The 18,702-nt window shown below is 64.5% G+C and carries 16 protein-coding genes; 10 read left to right on the top strand and 6 right to left on the bottom strand.

The window, feature by feature from the left end:
• Nucleotides 1-4 precede the first annotated feature (4 nt).
• Nucleotides 5-2,512 (bottom strand): ATP-dependent helicase HrpB, encoded by a 2,508-nt coding sequence (gene hrpB, locus H7993_RS17555; protein WP_185795155.1) that lies wholly within the window; start codon nt 2,510-2,512, stop codon nt 5-7.
• Nucleotides 2,513-2,678: 166 nt separating this feature from the next.
• On the opposite strand from hrpB, the gene H7993_RS17550 reads away from it, so the two are divergent.
• Nucleotides 2,679-3,098: a polyribonucleotide nucleotidyltransferase gene (locus tag H7993_RS17550; protein ID WP_185795154.1), complete on the top strand. Its 420-nt coding sequence runs from the start codon at nt 2,679-2,681 to the stop codon at nt 3,096-3,098.
• A 9-nt stretch (nt 3,099-3,107) separates the two neighbouring features.
• Nucleotides 3,108-3,977 carry a cation diffusion facilitator family transporter gene (locus tag H7993_RS17545; protein ID WP_122475480.1) on the top strand — a complete coding sequence of 290 codons (870 nt, stop codon included), beginning with the start codon at nt 3,108-3,110 and terminating at the stop codon, nt 3,975-3,977.
• A 258-nt stretch (nt 3,978-4,235) separates the two neighbouring features.
• Here the strand turns inward: H7993_RS17545 and H7993_RS17540 are convergent, their stop codons facing one another.
• Nucleotides 4,236-5,291 (bottom strand): DUF6515 family protein, encoded by a 1,056-nt coding sequence (locus H7993_RS17540; protein WP_185795153.1) that lies wholly within the window; start codon nt 5,289-5,291, stop codon nt 4,236-4,238.
• Between the two features lie 472 nt (nt 5,292-5,763).
• Here H7993_RS17540 and H7993_RS17535 point away from each other — a divergent pair, with 472 nt between their 5' ends.
• Entirely contained in the window at nt 5,764-6,240 is a 477-nt protein-coding gene (locus H7993_RS17535) for an Lrp/AsnC family transcriptional regulator (RefSeq protein ID WP_122475484.1), read from the top strand.
• Nucleotides 6,241-6,477: 237 nt separating this feature from the next.
• On the opposite strand, the gene H7993_RS17530 is transcribed toward H7993_RS17535, so the two are convergent.
• The 3 genes from H7993_RS17530 to H7993_RS17520 all read right to left on the bottom strand — a co-directional run bounded on the left by H7993_RS17530 (nt 6,478) and on the right by H7993_RS17520 (nt 11,137).
• The gene (locus H7993_RS17530; RefSeq protein ID WP_185795243.1) at nt 6,478-7,044 is read right to left on the bottom strand and encodes a pseudouridine synthase; all 567 of its coding nucleotides are present in this window, start codon (nt 7,042-7,044) and stop codon (nt 6,478-6,480) included.
• 118 nt (nt 7,045-7,162) lie between these two features.
• Complete coding sequence (gene amn / locus H7993_RS17525; RefSeq protein WP_185795152.1) at nt 7,163-8,632, bottom strand: AMP nucleosidase; 1,470 nt, start codon at nt 8,630-8,632, stop codon at nt 7,163-7,165.
• Between the two features lie 81 nt (nt 8,633-8,713).
• On the bottom strand, nt 8,714-11,137 hold the full coding sequence (locus H7993_RS17520; protein ID WP_185795151.1) for a hybrid sensor histidine kinase/response regulator: 2,424 nt from the start codon (nt 11,135-11,137) through the stop codon (nt 8,714-8,716).
• Between the two features lie 152 nt (nt 11,138-11,289).
• Here H7993_RS17520 and H7993_RS17515 point away from each other — a divergent pair, with 152 nt between their 5' ends.
• From H7993_RS17515 to H7993_RS17500, 4 genes are all read left to right on the top strand, one after another.
• Nucleotides 11,290-12,087, top strand: coding sequence for a hydroxymethylpyrimidine/phosphomethylpyrimidine kinase (locus H7993_RS17515; RefSeq protein WP_185795150.1), 798 nt, complete (start codon nt 11,290-11,292; stop codon nt 12,085-12,087).
• A 34-nt stretch (nt 12,088-12,121) separates the two neighbouring features.
• Nucleotides 12,122-12,748: a thiamine phosphate synthase gene (gene thiE / locus H7993_RS17510; RefSeq protein ID WP_185795149.1), complete on the top strand. Its 627-nt coding sequence runs from the start codon at nt 12,122-12,124 to the stop codon at nt 12,746-12,748.
• 17 nt (nt 12,749-12,765) lie between these two features.
• Nucleotides 12,766-14,049, top strand: coding sequence for a glutamate-1-semialdehyde 2,1-aminomutase (hemL, locus tag H7993_RS17505; protein WP_122475496.1), 1,284 nt, complete (start codon nt 12,766-12,768; stop codon nt 14,047-14,049).
• Nucleotides 14,050-14,411: 362 nt separating this feature from the next.
• Nucleotides 14,412-14,963, top strand: a complete 552-nt coding sequence (locus H7993_RS17500) for a tetratricopeptide repeat protein (protein WP_185795148.1) — start codon at nt 14,412-14,414, stop codon at nt 14,961-14,963.
• Between the two features lie 24 nt (nt 14,964-14,987).
• Here the strand turns inward: H7993_RS17500 and H7993_RS17495 are convergent, their stop codons facing one another.
• Nucleotides 14,988-15,314, bottom strand: a complete 327-nt coding sequence (locus H7993_RS17495) for a DUF1820 family protein (RefSeq protein ID WP_043192686.1) — start codon at nt 15,312-15,314, stop codon at nt 14,988-14,990.
• A 133-nt stretch (nt 15,315-15,447) separates the two neighbouring features.
• On the opposite strand from H7993_RS17495, the gene miaB reads away from it, so the two are divergent.
• From miaB to ybeY, 3 genes are all read left to right on the top strand, one after another.
• On the top strand, nt 15,448-16,776 hold the full coding sequence (gene miaB / locus H7993_RS17490) for a tRNA (N6-isopentenyl adenosine(37)-C2)-methylthiotransferase MiaB (protein ID WP_185795147.1): 1,329 nt from the start codon (nt 15,448-15,450) through the stop codon (nt 16,774-16,776).
• Nucleotides 16,777-17,201: 425 nt separating this feature from the next.
• The gene (locus H7993_RS17485) at nt 17,202-18,209 is read left to right on the top strand and encodes a PhoH family protein (protein ID WP_122475502.1); all 1,008 of its coding nucleotides are present in this window, start codon (nt 17,202-17,204) and stop codon (nt 18,207-18,209) included.
• Nucleotides 18,202-18,702 (top strand): rRNA maturation RNase YbeY, encoded by a 501-nt coding sequence (gene ybeY, locus H7993_RS17480; RefSeq protein WP_185795146.1) that lies wholly within the window; start codon nt 18,202-18,204, stop codon nt 18,700-18,702. The genes H7993_RS17485 and ybeY overlap by 8 nt, the downstream gene beginning before the upstream one ends.

The following is an 18,702-nucleotide window of genomic DNA, read 5'->3' as shown; positions in this document are numbered from 1 at the left end:
GGATTTACTTGCGGGGTTTGATGCGGGCGGTCGGTTCGGCCACCAGGGGGTTATCCGGCCAATAATGCTTTGGATACCGCCCCTTCAAATCCTTTTTCACTTCCTCGTAGGTGTTGGCCCAGAAACTCGCCAGGTCCTGGGTCACCTGCACCGGCCGCCGCGCCGGAGACAGCAGGTGCAGTTTCACCACCTGCCGCCCACCGGCGATGCGCGGGGTTTCAGCCAGGCCGAACAGCTCCTGCAAACGCACCGCCAGAATTGGCGGTTGCTCGCTGTAGTCCAGGCGCACCGACGACCCCGATGGCACGGCGATGTGGGTTGGCGCCAGCTCGTCGAGTTTCTGTGGCAGCGGCCAGGGCAAGCTGTTGCGCAGGATGGAAGACAGGTCGAGCTGGCCGAAATGGCTGAGGCGTGTGACCTTGCCCAGGTAGGGCTGCAGCCAGTGTTCCAGCTGCTGCAACAACGCCGCGTCGCTGACGTCCGGCCAAGGGTTCTGGGTGTCCAGCGCGCGCAGCAGCGCGACCCGCGCCTGCCACTGGCGCAGTTCCGGGGTCCAGGGCAGCAGCTCCAAGCCCTTGCGCCGCACCAGCCCAAGCAGCGCGGTGGCGCGCGCGTCGGCGTCCAGCCCAGGCAGGGGTTCGCGGCTGAGGATCAGTTCACCGACCTTGCGCTGGCGTTCGGCGCGCAACACACCTTCACGTTCGTCCCATTCCAGGTGATCGACGCGGCTGACCTGTTCGGCCAGCACCGTATCGAACAACGCGGGATCGAACTCGGCAGCCAGGTAGATACGTTCTTCGCGCTGTCCCTGGCGGCTGCCCAGGTCGGCGATGACGATCCAGGCTTGTTTCATCAAGCCGTCCACCTCGCCGAACAAGGCAGCGCGGCCGTTGGCGAGGCGATACTCGGCGCCGCCTTCGCGACGCTGCTGCGCCACGCGATCCGGGTAGGCCAGGGCCAGCAGGCAGCCCAGCCAGCGCGGGTGCGCAGGGTTCTCGACCGGCGTCGCCGGCCTGCCACGCAAGTAGCCCCGGTACTGCCGGGACAACTGCCGTATGCGTTGCACGGCGCCGTGGCTCTGGCGCTGGGCCTTCTGCTCGCCGGACAGCAACACAATGCGGCTGTGCAGGTCGGCACCGGCACCGCGCAAAATGTCGCGTTCACCTAACAATGCTGCGACATCGCAGGCCATGTCGCCGAGGCCCAAAGCGTGGCCGCGCAACAGCAGATGCGCGATGCGCGGGTGCGCCGGCAGTTGCGCCATGGCTTGGCCATGGGGGCTGAGACGGCCGTCGGGCAGGCGCGCGCCGAGGCGCAGCAACAGGTCCTGCGCCTGCGCATACGCCGCGCTGGGCGGCTGGTCCAGCCAGGTCAATTGAGCCGGCTCGACACCCCAGCGTGACAGTTGCAGGGCCAGGCCGGCAAGGTCGGCCTGGAGGATTTCCGGGCTGCCGTAGGCCGCCAACTGGGCGTGCTGGTCTTCGGACCACAACCGATAACACACGCCCGGCTCCAGACGCCCTGCCCGTCCGGCCCGCTGGGTGGCGCTGGCGCGGGAGATGCGCTGGGTGTCCAGGCGGGTCATGCCGCTGCCGGGGTCGAAACGCGGCACCCTCGCCAGGCCGGCGTCGATGACTACGCGCACACCGTCGATGGTCAGGCTGGTTTCGGCAATGTTGGTCGCCAGCACGACCTTGCGCTTGCCGGCGGGCGCAGGCTCGATGGCGGCGCGCTGGGCATTGAGATCCAGCTCGCCATGCAGCGGGCACAGCAGCACATTCACATTGCCAGCCAGAGCTTCGGCCAACTGCTGATGCACGCGGCGGATCTCGGCCTGGCCCGGCAGGAACACCAGCAGGCTGCCAGTCTGTTCATCGAGGGCATCGAGGCAGGTCTGCACCACTCGTGGCTCGATGAACTCACCCGGCTGCCAAGGCCGCCCCCAGCGCACATCCACCGGGTACATGCGGCCCTCGCTGCGCAATACCGGGGCATCGTCGAGCAATGCCGACAGGCGCTCGCCTTCCAGGGTGGCGGACATCAGCAGGATCTTCAGCGGCGGCTCGTCGCGTAGTAGCTCCCGGCCATTGAGGCTCAAGGCCAGCGCGAGGTCGGCATCCAGACTGCGTTCGTGGTACTCGTCGAAGATCACCAGCCCCACCCCTTCGAGCGCCGGATCATCCTGCAAGCGCCGGGTAAGAATACCCTCGGTCACGACCTCGATACGGGTGTTCGGACCTACCTTGCTGTCCAGCCGAATGCGGTAGCCGACCGTCTCGCCGACCTGTTCGCCCAACTCACTGGCCAGCCGCTCCGCCGCCGCCCGCGCGGCCAGGCGCCGCGGTTCGAGCATGAGAATGGTCTGCCCGGCCAGCCAAGGCTCGTGCAGCAGCGCCAAAGGCACGCGAGTGGTCTTGCCCGCGCCGGGCGGGGCTTCGAGCACCGCTTCATGGCGCTCGGCCAGGGCTTGGCGCAGGGCAGGCAGGACGGCGTCGATGGGTAGCGAGATCATGAAGGCTCCAGGTCGGGCGCGAAGTATAACGCCGCTCCGAGGTGCAGGCGCCGAGCACGTATGGATAGCACGCCAAGGTCAGCGAACCGACCCTCAGGTGACAAGGTCCATCTACTCGGCTTGACCATTTGCTTGTATCGTTGCGGCCTATTCTGCGGAGATTGCCATGCGTATTCCTTCACGTTTGATCGGCGGCGCCGTTGTCGCTGCCCTGGTGACCCAACTGACCGCCTGCGGCACCCTGTTCTGGCCGGATCGGCGCGGGCAGATCGAAGGGCGTATCGACCCTGTGGTGGCCGCGCTGGACGCCATCGGCATCCTCTTCTATGTGCTGCCGGGGCTGATTGCCTTCGGTGTGGACTTCGCCACCGGCGCGATCTACCTCAACGACGGCAAGACCGCGCAGGTAGCGCCGGAAAAGCTGCAACATGCGATTGGTCGCGACGGCAAGGTCGACAACCTGAAGCTGCAGGCCATCCTGGAAACCGAGCTGGGCCGCAGTCTGCCGCTCGACGATCCGCGCCTGATCCAGCACACCGGCAGCGTCGAACAGCTGGCCATGTATGGCTTGAAGCCGGTCATCTAGGGATTTGTAATGGCAACCAGCAAGGAACACGCACGCCTGCTGCGACTGGCGACAAGGGCGTCACTGGCGGTCGCCAGCATTCTCATCGTGGCCAAGGCCGTTGCCTGGTGGCTCAGTGGTTCGGTGAGTCTGCTGGCGGGGCTCACCGATTCGGTGCTGGATGGCGCGGCGTCGTTTCTCAACCTGCTGGCGGTGCACTATGCGCTGCGTCCGGCCGATGACGATCATCGGTATGGACACGGCAAGGCCGAGGCTCTGGCGGGGATGGCCCAGGCGTTGTTCATCGGTTCGAGCGCGGTGCTGATCGGGTACCAGGCATGGAAACAGCTGCAGGACCCGCAGCCGCTGGGCGCGGCCGGGGTCGGCATCGCGGTGATGATTCTTTCGCTGGCGCTGACCGTGGCGCTGCTGGCCCTGCAATACAAGGTCGTTCGCGAAACCGGTTCGACCGCCGTGCGGGCGGACTCGCTGCACTACCGTTCCGACCTGCTGCTCAATGGCAGCATTTTGGTAGCGCTGGTCCTGGCCAGCTACGGTTGGCCGCAGCTGGATGCTTTCTTTGGTTTGGGCATTGCGCTGTACATCTTGTGGAGCGCGGTGCAGATCGCTCGCGAAAGCACGGCGATTCTGATGGACAAGGAGTTGCCAGTGGATGTCAGTGAACAGATGCTGGCGCTGGCGTGCGATGTGCCGGGCGTGCTTGGCGCCCATGACCTGCGCACGCGCATGTCGGGCAATCATTGGTTCGTGCAGTTGCATCTCGAGTTGCCGGGGCAGCTGTCGCTGGCCGAGGCCCATGGCATCTGCGAGAGCGTGGAAGTTGCCATTGAAAGCCGGTATCCACGTGCCGAAGTGCTGGTTCACGCAGACCCCATTTGAGAGAAGCGCGGTCAGCCTGCAAAACCGCAGTGTCCCCGGACGCGGCTCGCGCCGCTGCTACAGGGGATCTCGGCACCACGTAAACGCATGCGCGTGCCGACAGAACGCGATACCTGTAGCAGCGGCGCAAGCCGCGTCGGCGGCCAATGCGGTATGTCAGCCAAAACGCAGTCCCCGTAGCAGCGGCGCAAGCCGCGCCGGCGGCGAAGGAGGTGTGTCAGGTAGAACGCGGTATCCTTGACAAAGGTGCAAGGCCTATCAATTCACCGTGTACCCACGTGACGCGAAGCAATTGGCCAGGCTCTGCCGGTACACGCTGACCACTTCCGGCGACGGCGCATAGGTAGCACTGGCTGGGTCGAAGCGGCTTTGTTCGACAGCCCAGCGCTTGCACTCGTATTGATCCTGGGCGATCTGCTGCGGACTCTGACCCTGGGCCGGATAGGCTGCGACGTCATAGTTGGTCAAAGTCGGGGCTGGCTGCGGGATACTGGCATTCACTGGCGGATTCACCACCACGTATTCCTGGGTATTGTCGGCCCATTGATAGTAAGTGCCGGCCGCGACAAAGAACACGGAACTGCCGATCCACATGCGCTGGGCGTAGTCGGGCAAGACGCGTACCCGAACGCCGCGCGGCGGCTCGATCACCACGTACCGCGGACCCTGCGGTCGATACCAGTACCCACCCGAGTAGTAATAATCCTGCCCCCGATACGGCACGCGATAATTCTGGCCGGGGAAGCGATCAATCACCTGCCCCGGACGGTACTGCGGGCCGGGGCCCCAGCCGCCACCGTGCTCGCCGGGCCAACGGTCTCGACCGCCCTCCCAGCGCCTGTCGTTGTCGCGCCGCAGGTCTGGATAACTGCCGCGCAGCGGCGCCTGGGTCTGGCGCACTGCATCGGGCTTGCCGATGATCGGCGGCCGATTGTCCTGCTGGCCACCTTCGGGACGACCCTGATCCGGGCGACCCTGATCCGGGTGACCTTGTTCTGGGCGACCCTGCTCCGGCCGGTTGCCTTGCCACTGGTTCTGGCTGCCGCCACCGGGTCGTCCCTGCCACTGGCCCTGATTGCCCTGATTGCCTTGCGGCGGTCGCCCCTGCCACTGACCCTGATTGCCACCCGGCGGCGGACGGTACTGCCCACCGCCTTGCGGCTGCCCAGGCCCGGCATTACCCCCTCCCTGCCCACGCTGGCCACCGTTGGAACTGCCGCGCAACTGGTCTTGCGGGCCTTCCGCATACGCAGGCGCGCCCACAGCCAGGCAGAGCACAGCGACACCGGCCATACGCCATAGGGGCAAGTTCATGCTGTTCCTCGTAGAAAAAGGGGGCGACCCAGTATCAGACTGACAAACCCCAACGCGGTTCTGTGAAGATCCCGTCAGGTGCCTGCAAAGGATATCGGCACGTACCGCGCGTTCATGACCGCACGCCAGGCACCGGTCGCATACATTTCGCAGACGAAAAAAGAGGAGACCCATAGGCCTCCTCTCGCGAAACTGTGTCCTTGCTCGACGCTTGTGACGTCGGCTCACCTCACGCTGCCTTCTGGGCCGCATGCAGCTCGGGGGCCAGCGCGACCCCGGTGGGGGCGGTGGCCGCAATTCGCTTGATTCAGCGGATCGCAGTGGACGTGTGTCCGGGCAGTGATTCTGTGAATAACAATAGCGCCACGGGCGCAGCAGCCGATTGCGAACATTGCTGATTTACACAGCACTTGCGCAATTTTTGCCTTCGGATAGATAATTTGCCGCAACGCAAAACACGAAGGCAGATTTGATGAGCAAGCTTGATCGCTATGACCTGAGCATTCTGGCGGAACTGCAGCGTGACGCGCGCATTTCCAACCAGGAACTGGCCGAACGCATCGGTCTCTCTCCGTCGCCCTGCTCACGGCGCGTCAAGCAGCTCGAAGACGACGGCTACATTTCTCGTCAGGTCGCCCTGCTGGACCGCAAGAAGCTGGGGTTGAGCCTGACGGCCTACGTGCTGATCGGCATGGACCGGCATACGCCGGAACGCTTCGAAACCTTCGAAGCGGCGATTCGCGGCCTGCCTCAGGTACTCGAATGCAGCCTGGTGACCGGAATGGATGCCGACTACCAGCTCAAGGTGGTGGTGCCGGACATGGACCACTACCAGAAGCTGCTGCTGGGCCACCTGACGCGGATCGAGGGCGTCACCAGCGTGCGTTCCAGCTTCGTTCTCAACCAGGTCATGGCCAGCACTGAACTGCCGTTGACCCATCTACGCTGAGCTTCAGGCCTGAGCCAGACTTGAAGCTCCTTCGCGGGTAGAACCCGCTCCCACAGGGGTGCAGGCCGGCACAGACCTGAAACACCTTCGCGGGTAGAACCCGCTCCCACAGGGGTGCAGGCCGGCTACAGACCTGAAACACCTTCGCGGGTAGAACCCCTCCCACAGGGGTGCAGGCCGGCTACAGCCCTGAGACACCTTCGCGGGCAGAACCCCTCCCACAGGGGGACAGGCCGGCTAGAGACTGGCCGGCACCTCGCGCCACTCGCCCTGCCCCAGGCCCTCGAGGCTCCAGTCGCCGATGCGCACCCGCACCAGGCGCAGGGTCGGCAGGCCCACCGCCGCCGTCATGCGCCGCACCTGACGGTTGCGCCCCTCCTTGATCACCAGCTCCAGCCAATGGGTCGGTATGCTCTTGCGAAAGCGCACGGGCGGATCGCGCGGCCACAGGTCCGGCTCGTCCAGCAGCCGCGCTTGCGCCGGCAGGGTCATGCCATCGTTGAGCTCGACCCCGGTGCGCAGACGCTGCAACTGCTCTTCGTCGGGTACGCCTTCCACCTGCACCCAATAGGTCTTGGCCAGCTTGTGCTTCGGGTCGGCAATGCGCGCCTGCAACTGGCCGTCGTTGGTCAGCAACAGCAGCCCCTCGCTGTCACGGTCCAGGCGACCGGCCGGATAGACCCCGGCAATGTCGATGAAATCCTTCAGCGTCGCCCGCCCTTCACCGTCGCTGAACTGGGTCAGCACATCGAACGGTTTGTTGAACAGCAGCAGCCGCGGCTGGGCCGGCGGGGCTTTGGCCACACGGCGGCCGCTGGTGGGTGGACGTTTGTTGGAGCGAGGAGGAAGAGGCATGACGAAGCGGCTTTCGGGCTGGCAAGGGCGCTCATGCTAGAGGCCCTTGCCAGCCACGGCAAACCTGTCAGCGGAACGGCGGCTCGTCGAAGCTGCGCAGCTTGCGCGAGTGCAGCGAGTTGAGCTGGTTGCGCAGCAGGTTCAAGGCCGTGATGCCGATGTTGAGATGCTGGCTGACCGCGCGGTTGTAGAACGCGTTAGCCGAGCCCGGCAGTTTGATCTCACTGTGCAAAGGCTTGTCCGACACGCACAGCAGAGTGCCGTACGGCACCCGCAGGCGGTAACCCTGGGCGGCAATGGTGCCGCTTTCCATGTCCACCGCAACGGCGCGCGACAGGTTGATCAGCGGTCGCTCCTGGGCCCAGCGCAGTTCCCAGTTGCGGTCATCGTAGGTCAGCACGGTGCCGGTGCGCAGGCGCTTCTTGAGGTCGTCGCCACGCTCGCCGGTGACCTGCGCCGCCGCTTCCTGCAATGCCAGCTGCACTTCGGCCAGGGCCGGAATGGGAATGTTCGGTGGCAGGACCCGATCGAGAATACCGTCCTGGCGCATGTAGGCGTGGGCCAGCACATAGTCGCCGATGGTCTGCGACTGTCGCAGGCCACCGCAGTGGCCGATCATCAGCCAGCAATGCGGACGCAGCACGGCCAGGTGGTCGGTGATGTTCTTGGCGTTCGAAGGGCCGACGCCGATGTTCACCAGGGTCACGCCGTCGCCGTCCTCGGCAATCAGGTGATACGCCGGCATCTGATAGCGGTGCCATACCACGCTGGCCACCAGCGCCTGGGCCTCACCGTTGTCCATGCTCTTTTCGATGATCACATTGCCGGGCATCACCAAGCGCACGAAGCGCGGGTCGTTGCACAGCTGTTCCAGGCCGTGGGTGACGAACTGGTCGACGTAGCGGTGGTAGTTGGTCAACAGGATCCACGGCTGCACGTGCTTCCAGTCGCTGCCGGTGTAGTGGATCAGGCGACGCAGGGAGAAATCCACCCGCGCGGCGTCGAACAGCGCCAACGGCAGCGGATCAGCCGTGGCCCAGTCGTACAGGCCGTCGGCGATGCCGTCGGTGGCGGCAGACAGGTCGGTACTGGGGAACACCCGCGCCAGAGCGGCCGCGGTCACACCGCTGCCGGCCAGCTCGTCGCCCTGGTCGACGACATAGGGATAGGGAATGTTCTGCTCGCTGACGCCGACTTCGATGGTGACCGCGAAGTCGCGCATCAGCGGCCGCAACTGGTCCAGCAGATAACCGCGGAAGGCGGCCGGCTGGGTCACGGTCACCGAGTACACGCCAGGCAGGTTGACCTTGGCGTAGGCTCGGGTGATGGCAGGCAGTTCGCCGCCATAGGCGTAGGTCAGGCGCAGTTCAGGGTAGCGAAACAGATCGCGCTCGGCCGCATCCGGCTCGCTGCGATCCTTGAGGTAGCGCTTGAGCGCCTGGCTCAAGGCGCGAGTGGCCCGTTCGTGCAGTTCTGCCAACCGATCCACGGCTTGTTCGGCAGTTTCCACAACTACGAAGTCTGGAGCATTACTCATGGGGCATGTCCTGGCTGATCTGGCAGGCTTGCATCTTGCCTGCAATGCCGACGAAAGGCACCCCCGGTGCGACGGCCTTGGTTACGCCGGGGCAGCGCCGGGGGGCGCATCTGCAATCAGCGGCGACACCGGCTTGGGACGACTGAGGATGCAACCGTGCAAAACCGCCTGAAGCTCTTCGAAGCGCACCGGGCGCACCACGCAGATCGATACCCCGGCAGCCAGGGACGCCTCGCGCCGGGCCTGGCCGGGTTCGGTGATCGCCAGCACCGGCAATCGCTCGCACCCCGGCACGCTGCGCAGTTCGCGGGTGGTGTGCAGAGCGCTCTCTGCGGGCGGGCTGTGCTCGATGAGCACGGCATCGAAACGCTCGCGAGCCAGCAGGGCCAGCGCACCGGCGCCGTCCTCGGCCGTGCGCACGCGGTAGCCGAGCTTGAGCAGCATGGCCCGCACCACCAACTGGTCGACGCTGTTGGCGTCCACCAGCAATACCGTGCATTCATGGGCGGCGCGCTGCGCGCCAAGGGCACCGGCGCGGGTGCTCAAGGCACGGCCCGGATGCGCTTCGACAACCCCCAGGCGCACGCTCAGTTCGAAACAGCTGCCGCGTCCGGGCTCGGACTGATGATGAAGCTGCCCGCCTACCAGCTCGGCCAGCTGCCGACAGATCGCCAGGCCTATACCCAATCCGCCGTACTCGCGGGTCACCGAGCCGTCCAGCTGGTAGAAGCGTTGGTAGAGGGTCTCTTCGTCGCGATGACTGAAACCGATGCCGCTGTCGCTGACCGTGAAGGTTATCTGCAGGTGATCACTCACTGGCTCGCCGCCACTGACGCGCACATTGACACTGCCTTCGCGGGTGAACTTGATGCCGTTGTCGATCAGGCAGCCCAGGCACAGGGCAAGTTTCTGCGAATCGCCCTGCAGGCGGTCGGGTAGACCGGCTACGCGCTCCACGGTGAACGCCAGCCCCTTGCTCTGGGCCTGACGGCTGAACTGCATCTGCATGCTGTCCAGCAGCGCCTGCAGGCTGAACGGTTCGTTGCGCGGATAGAGCCGCCCGGCTTGCAGCTCGGTGAGGATCAGGATGTCATCGACCATGCGCATCATGTGCCGCGCCGAACCTGCAGCGGTGTGCTGGTACTGCGCCAGCTCCGGCCCCATGGGCACGGTCTGCATCAGTTCCAGCGAGCCGATCACGCCATTCATCGGGGTGCGCAGCTCATGGGTGACAGTGGCCAGGAATTCGTCCTTGAGGCGGTTGCTCGCAGCCAGTTCCTGATTCGCCTGCTCAAGCTTCAGCCCGGCTTGCTTGAGGGTCTGCGCCTGCTGATCGCGCAGCACATTGATCCGGTCGGCGAGGGCCAGCGACAGCAGGCCGACCTCCAGCGCCGAACCGATCTGGCTGGCGTACATGGTGATGAACACATTGGGCAGATAGCCCAGCACCATCAGGGTATTGACGATGCCGCCCAGCAGGAACGCGCTCCAGGCAATGATGAAGTAACGCGCCAAGCGCATGCCACGCAACCAGGCGAGGATGCCGGCGGAGAAGATCACCACGGTGAAACACAGCGCCAGCAACGTGGCCAGGCGCAATGCCAGGGCGTAGCTGGTCGACAGCGACAGCACCATGACTACGGCGCCGTAGACCATCAGGCCGAGCAGTAGTCGGTCCATCCAGCGGCTGTGCCGCGCCGTCTGCAGGAAGCTGCGCGAGAACTGGCAACCGAAGAAGCCGGCCGCGCCAATGAAGAACGGCGTGGCCGCGTTGGCCCACCATGGGTTGTCGGGCCAGAAATACTCGACCCCGGCACCGTTCACTGACACCTGATACAGGCCGAACGACGCGATATAGACAATGTAGTACAGGTAGCTGCGATCACGCACGCTGAGGAAGATGAACAGGTTGTACACCAGCATGCCCAGCAGCACGCCGTAGATCAGCCCGAGCACGTACAGCCTTGAAGGTTGGGCCTCGAGGTACGCGTTGGCCGACCACAGGCTGACCGGCGCCTGCACCGAGCCCTGGCTGTGCAGGCGCAGATACACGGTCTTCGCTTCGCCTGGCTGGAATGGCAGTTCGAACAAGTAGTTGTTCTGCTTGATCTGGCGGCTGGCATACGGCAAGGCATCGCCGGTTCGCTGCACCGAGCGGTACTGCCCGGCGGCATCGGGCAAGAACAGTTCCAGGTGGTCCATGGGCGGATAGGCCAGTTCCAGCAGCCAGCTGTGCGGCGATCCGTCGGCGCGCGGTACATAGCGCAGATCGATGCGCAGCCAATACACGGATCGCGAGTAGCCGGCATTGAGCACGTCGCTGTGGTGCTGACGAAAAGCGGGGGCCAGGCCGGTGGTGATCTGCTCGATGGTGGCGGCGCCCGACACATCCTCGTAGACCTGCATCGTGCGCCCCAGCGCGAGGCTGCGGGTGGTCTCGTCGAAGTCGACCGCACCTGCCAGCATGGGCAGCCAGGCCATTATCAAGATAAGCAAATAGCGCATGGTGCCTTCGGGAGTGTTGCAGCGTAGTGTCAATATGATACATAGCCCCCCTGAAAAGCGCGAACGCCGGTCGCCAACGCAGACCGTCAGACACGCGCACCGCCGCTTGCGGCCCTGCTACAACGGCGTGCGCCGTGATAAGCTCGCGCACCATGAATATCTATAGTTCCCGCCCCGTTGTCCTCTGTCTCTCCGGCCACGACCCCAGTGGCGGCGCCGGCCTGCAGGCAGATATCGAAGCCTTGCTCGCGCAGGGCTGCCATGCCGCGCCGACGATCACGGCGCTGACCGTGCAGAACACGGTCAATGTCAGCGATTTCCGCGTGCTCGACCGCGAGTGGATCCTGGCCCAGGCCAATGCCGTGCTCAGCGACTCGCCGGTGGCGGCGGTCAAGCTGGGCATGCTCGGTTCGGTGGACATGGTCGCAACCGTGGTCGAGCTGTTGTCCGCCCACCCCCATCTGCCGATGGTCTGTGACCCGGTATTGCGTGCCGGTGGTGGCGGTAGCCTGGGCAAGGACGAGGTCGGCTACGCGATGCGCGAACAGCTGCTGCCGCTGGCGACCATCGCGACGCCGAACCTGCCCGAAGCGCGCATTCTCGCCGACCTGCCCGACGGCAGCGCCGATGAATGCGCACAGAAGCTGCTGCGGTTCTGCAAGCACCTGTTGATCACCGGCGGCCATGGCGACGAGCACGAAGTGCACAACCGTCTGTACAGCCGCGACGGCAGTCGCCGCACGTTTACCTGCCAGCGCCTGCCTGGCAGCTACCATGGCTCCGGCTGCACTCTGGCCAGCGCCCTGGCCGGCCGCCTGGCGTTGGGTGAAGGCCTGGAAAGCGCGGTGCAGTCGGCGCTCGACTACACCTGGCGCACCCTGCGCGACGCCGAGCAGTTGGGCCACGGGCAATTCGTGCCGCGCCGCCTGCCCCTGGATTTCTGCTCTTGAGCCGAACCCCTGCCCCCTGCCTCAGGACCGAGCGATGAACCTACGTGGCGTCTATGCCATCACCGACAGCCAGCTGTTGGCCGGCAAGTTCCTCAAGTACGTCGAGGCTGCACTGGACGGCGGCATTACCTTGCTGCAATACCGTGACAAGAGCAACGACGACGCCCGACGCCTGCGCGAAGCCGAGAAATTGCGCCAGCTGTGCGAGCGCTACAAGGCGCACCTGATCATCAACGACGACGCCGAACTGGCCGCGCGGCTCAACGTCGGCGTGCACCTGGGGCAGACCGATGGCCCGCTGACGCCTGCACGCGCCTTGCTTGGCCGCAAGGCGATCATCGGCAGCACGTGCCACAACCGTCTCGACCTGGCCCACCAGGCCGCCCGCGAAGGGGCCAGCTACGTGGCCTTCGGACGCTTCTTCGCCTCCCAGACCAAGCCCGACGCATCGCCTGCCAGCCTGGAACTGTTGGCGCAGGCGCGTGCCGAATTGAAATTGCCGATTGCCGTCATTGGCGGCATCACCCTGGACAACGCCGCCCCGCTGGTGGCCCAGGGTGCCAACCTGCTGGCCGTGGTGCATGCGCTGTTCGGCGCCGACACGGCCCAGGAAGTCACCCGCCGCGCCCGCGCGCTGAACGCGTTGTTCGAAACTGCCTGATGCAAGAGAGCTTATCTATGTCCCGTTCCGAAACCTTGTTCGCCAACGCCCAGAAGCACATCCCCGGGGGCGTCAACTCGCCCGTGCGCGCCTTCAAGAGCGTGGGCGGCACGCCGCTGTTCTTCAAGCACGCCGCCGGCGCCTATGTCACCGACGAAGACGACAAGCGCTACGTCGACTACGTGGGTTCATGGGGTCCGATGATTCTCGGCCACAGCCATCCGGACGTGCTCGATGCGGTGCGCAGGCAGCTTGAACATGGTCTGTCGTACGGCGCCCCCACCGAAATGGAAACGCAGATGGCAGACCTGGTCTGCGCGATCGTGCCGTCCATGGAAATGGTGCGCATGGTCAGCTCGGGGACCGAGGCAACCATGAGCGCCATTCGCCTGGCCCGTGGTTTCACCGGGCGCGACAGCATCATCAAGTTCGAGGGTTGCTACCACGGTCATTCCGACAGCCTGCTGGTCAAGGCCGGTTCCGGCGCCCTCACCCTTGGCGTGCCCAGCTCGCCCGGCGTGCCGGCGGCGTTCGCCAAACACACCCTGACCCTGCCGTTCAACGACATTGCCGCAGTAGAGCAGATGCTCGCCGAAGTCGCCGATGAAGTGGCGTGCATCATCGTCGAACCGGTGGCGGGCAACATGAACTGCGTACCGCCAGCGCCCGGTTTTCTGGAAGGCCTGCGTCGCCTCTGCGACCAGTACGGTGTGGTGCTGATCTTCGACGAAGTCATGACCGGTTTCCGCGTGGCCCTCGGTGGTGCCCAGGCCTACTATGGCGTGACGCCGGACCTGAGCACCTTCGGCAAGATCATCGGTGGTGGCATGCCCGTCGGCTGTTTCGGCGGCAAGCGCGAGATCATGTCGCACATTGCGCCGCTGGGTCCGGTCTATCAGGCCGGCACGTTGTCGGGCAACCCGCTGGCCATGGCCGCTGGCCTGACCACCCTGAAGCTGATCAGCCGCCCCGGTTTCCATGACGAGCTGAGCGACTACACCGCACGCCTGCTCGACGGCCTGCAGCAGCGTGCCGACGCCGCGGGCATCCCGTTCGTCACCACTCAGGCCGGGGGCATGTTCGGCCTGTACTTCAGCGGCGCCGATGACATCGTCACCTTCGAAGACGTCATGACCAGCGACGCCGATCGCTTCAAGCGCTTCTTCCACCTGATGCTCGACGGCGGCGTGTACCTGGCGCCAAGTGCATTCGAGGCAGGCTTCACGTCCATCGCCCACGGCGATGCCGAGCTGGCGATCACCCTGGATGCTGCCGAAAAAGCGTTTGCTGCGCTGAAATAACCACCTTCACTCCCGTAGGAGCGGTCAGCGGCCGCGAAAAGGACGCTGCGGTATGCCTGGCCGACCGCAGCGCATCGTTCGCGGCCACGGACTGCTCCTACGCAGAAGGTTGCATCTAAATCCGTAGGAGCGGTCAGCGGCCGCGAAGAAGGCAACACGGTGCGCCTGACACAGCGTGCTGGATTGTCTACGGCCACGGACCGCTGCTGCGGCTGGCACCCCGTGAAACAGTGCCATCTGGGCGATATCGCAGAAAAACGAGTAAAGACTTTGTAACAGCCCCCCCGCTTATTTCATAATGCAGCACCCGCCACGTTTCGACGTCGGGTCCGCCCGCATTCCGCAGAGGTAAGTCGATCCCCATGAACCGCACCGGCCGCGCCCTTGCATTGGGCTGCCTGTTGCTTCTTCAGCCGCTAATGGCTACCGCAGGCGGCAATTCGTTGTTGATTCCGGCGGTGGGTCGCTGCACCCTCAATACCTCTGCCCAGGCATTGCCCGCGGCGCTGACTGCGTGTCAACAGGCTGCAAAGGACGGCGACGCCCAGGCGCAATTCGAACTCGGTCAGTTCTATTACGACGGTACTCGAACCGAACGCGACTTGAACCAGGCCCTCAGCTACTTCGAACAAGCCTCCCTGCAAGGCCATGCCGAGGCCCAGTATCACCTGGGCACGATGTTCTTCAAGGGCGAAGGCGTGGCGGCCAACAACATCCAGGCCTATATCGTGCTGAAGATGGCGGCGGTCAATGGCGCCGAGGATGCACTGGACGTCGCCGACGAGGTGTCCGGGCAGATGCGCCGCGAAGACCTCGAAGTGGCCACTCAGGTGCTGGGGCAGATTTTCCGCAAGTACCTGCTCGAATTGCAGACGGCCGAAGGCAGCCGCTCGCCTTTCGCCCCGCTGCCCTGAGCCTGGCAGCGGCCCGACTGATGACTACTTGTCGGGCATCGGCATCGGGAATGGCATGACATTGCCGGTCATGCGTGCCTCGCTGATCTTCGGCGTGCCCAAACGCTCGACCTCATCAATCCGCACGATCGAGTGCATGGGCACGAAGCTGCGCGTCACGCCTTCGAACTGAGCCTTGAGCTTTTCTTCGCTGGGGTCGACGACCACGGTGGTGCGCTCGCCAAAGACGAATTCCTCGACCTCCAGAAACCCCCACAGATCACTCTGGTAGATCTGCTTGGCGTACATCTCGAATACCTGGCCCTGGTTGAGGAAAATCACTTTGTAGATTGGAGCTTCGCGTTTGGTCATCGTCGGCAGATATAAGGTCGTGAGCTTGAAAGAGGGCGAAAACTATAGCATAGCCGCCCGACAGGCAATGCTAGGAACCACCGACCACGGGCACTATAATGCGCGGTTCTTTGAACCACTTGATGATCACCCCATGGCCAAGAAGCTTTATATCGAAACCCACGGTTGCCAGATGAACGAGTACGACAGCTCGCGCATGGTCGACCTGCTGGGTGAACATCAAGCCCTGGAAGTCACGGCACGCGCAGAAGACGCCGACGTGATCCTGCTCAATACCTGCTCGATCCGCGAGCGCGCCCAGGACCGCGTCTATTCGCAACTGGGCCGCTGGCGCGAACTGAAGCTGGCCAAGCCGGACATGGTCATTGCGGTCGGCGGCTGCGTGGCCAGCCAGGAAGGCGCAGCCATCCGCGATCGCGCGCCCTACGTCGATGTGGTGTTCGGCCCGCAGACCCTGCATCGCCTGCCCGAGATGATCGACGCGGCGCGCATCACCCGCCTGCCGCAGGTGGACATCTCCTTCCCCGAGATCGAGAAGTTCGACCACTTGCCCGAACCGCGCATCGACGGCCCGACCGCCTACGTCTCGGTGATGGAAGGCTGCAGCAAATACTGCACGTTCTGCGTGGTGCCCTACACCCGCGGCGAAGAAGTCAGCCGACCGTTCGACGATGTCCTGGCCGAGGTCATGCACCTGGCCGACAACGGCGTGCGCGAAGTCACCCTGCTGGGGCAGAACGTCAACGGCTACCGCGGCCAGACCGACGACGGTCGCCTGGCCGACCTGGCCGAGCTGATCCGGGTGGTGGCACAGATCGACGGGATCGAGCGCATCCGCTACACCACCTCGCACCCACTGGAGTTTTCCGACAGCCTGATCCTGGCCCATGCCGAAGTGCCGCAGTTGGTGAAGCACCTGCACCTGCCGGTGCAATCGGGCTCGGACCGCGTGCTGGCGGCCATGAAACGCGGCCACACGGTGCTGGAATACAAATCCAAGCTGCGCAAGCTCAAGGCGGCGGTACCGGACATCTGCATCAGCTCGGACTTCATCATCGGTTTCCCCGGCGAAACCGAGAAAGACTTCGAGCAGACCCTGAAACTGGTTACCGATGTGGGCATGGATTTCTCGTACTCCTTCATCTATAGCCAGCGGCCTGGTACGCCGGCGGCGGATCTGGCCGACGACACGCCCGAGCCGGTGAAGAAACAGCGCCTGGATGCGCTGCAGCATCGGCTGAACCAGCAGGGCTTCGAGATCAGTCGTCAGATGGTGGGCACTACCCAGCGCATTCTGGTCACCGATTATTCGCGCAAGGATCCCGGCCAGTTGCAGGGGCGTACCGAGAACAACCGTATCGTCAATTTCACCTGCTCGGATGCACGGCTGATCGGCCAGTTCGTCGACATCCACATCGCCGAGGCCCGCCCCCACTCGCTGCGCGGCGAACTGCTGGCCTGACAGAACCACACCGCGGCGCGACGTTCGCGGCCGATGACCGCTCCTACAGGGTGACCGCGATCCTTGTGGGAGCGGTCCGTGGCCGCGAAAGGGGCACCGCGGTATGTCAGGTTCACCGCGCAGAACCCTTCGCGGCCGGTGACCGCTCCTACAGGGTGACCGCGATCCTTGTAGGAGCGGTCCGTGGCCGCGAAAGCCGCACCGCGGTGTGTCAGGTTCAACGCGCCGAACCCTTCGCGGCCGATGACCGCTCCTACAGGGTGACCGCGATCCTTGTAGGAGCGGTCAGTGGCCGCGAAAGTCGCACCGCCGGCAGCCAGCCAGGCGCTGGCCAAGGCCATTCGCCGCCCACCCCTTTCGCCCCGCCCCTGACAGGGGTTATCCTTGGACTCATTTCAATTGCCGTCGGGCGGCCGAATACGACCTTGAACGCACCTATCGAACCACATCGCTTCCTGCTCGAGCCTTTCGAGGCTCGCCGCTTCGCCAACCTGTGCGGGCAATTCGACGAGCATCTGCGCTTGATCGAACAGCGCCTGGAAATCGAAATCCGCAACCGTGGCAATCAGTTCGAACTGATCGGCGACGCCCGACACACGCGCTCAGCAGAAAACCTGCTGCGCCGCCTGTACCGGGAAACCAAGGCCACCGAGCTGTCCCCCGATACGGTCCACCTGTTCCTGCAGGAGTCGGCGGTCCAGGAACTCGACGATCCAGCGTCCGGAGAAGTCCCGGTCGCGCTGCGTACCCGCAAGGGCATGATCAAGCCGCGCGGCTTGAACCAGCAGCGCTACGTCAAGGAAATCCTGAGCAACGACATCAACTTCGGGATCGGCCCGGCAGGTACCGGCAAGACGTACCTGGCCGTGGCCGCCGCCGTCGATGCGCTCGAGCGCGAGCAGGTCCGACGCATTCTTCTGGTGCGCCCTGCCGTGGAAGCGGGCGAAAAGCTCGGCTTCCTGCCCGGTGACCTGGCGCAGAAGATCGATCCCTACCTGCGCCCGCTCTACGATGCGCTCTACGAAATGCTCGGCTTCGAACACGTCGCCAAGCTGATCGAGAAACAGGTCATCGAGATCGCGCCGCTGGCCTACATGCGCGGACGCACCTTGAACAACAGCTTCATCATCCTCGATGAAAGCCAGAACACCACCGTGGAACAGATGAAAATGTTCCTGACCCGGATCGGTTTCGGCTCGACGGCGGTGATCACCGGTGACATCACCCAGGTCGACCTGCCCAAGGGCACCAAGTCGGGCCTGAGCCAGGTCATCGAAGTGCTCAAGGACGTACCGGGCATCAGCTTCACCCACTTCAAGCCCAAGGACGTCGTCCGTCACCCGCTGGTGCAGCGCATCGTCGAGGCCTACGAGCGCTTCGACGCCCAGCCCGCCACCGTCAACGAGGCCGGGGACAAACGCCGCGATGCTTGAGCTTGACCTGCAACGGGCCAGCACCGCGCCTGGCCCGAGCGACGCCGAGTTCCGCCGCTGGTGCGAGCTGGCGTTGCGCCAGCGCAGCGCCGATTCGGAGATGACCATTCGCTTGGTCGATGAAACCGAAGGCCGCGAGCTGAATCTGACCTATCGTCACAAAGATTACGCAACCAACGTGCTTTCATTCCCTGCGGACGTGCCGGACGAGATGCTCGACATCCCGTTGCTGGGCGACCTGGTCATCTGTGTGCCGGTGGTGGAACGCGAAGCCGCCGAACAGGGCAAGGCCCTGGACGCCCACTGGGCGCATCTGGTGATGCACGGCTGCCTGCACCTGCTGGGCTACGACCACATCGACGACGATGAGGCCGAGGAAATGGAAGCACTGGAACGAGAGTTGCTTGCACAATTGGGTCATCCGGACCCCTATGCCGCCGACGAACACGTCGACGACACCCCCACCAAAGCAATTGGCAAGGATCACGAGTAA

The organism is Pseudomonas baltica (genome assembly GCF_014235765.1).
Classification (GTDB): Bacteria; Pseudomonadota; Gammaproteobacteria; order Pseudomonadales; family Pseudomonadaceae; genus Aquipseudomonas; species Aquipseudomonas baltica.
This window is presented reverse-complemented; position numbering and strand designations above follow the sequence as displayed.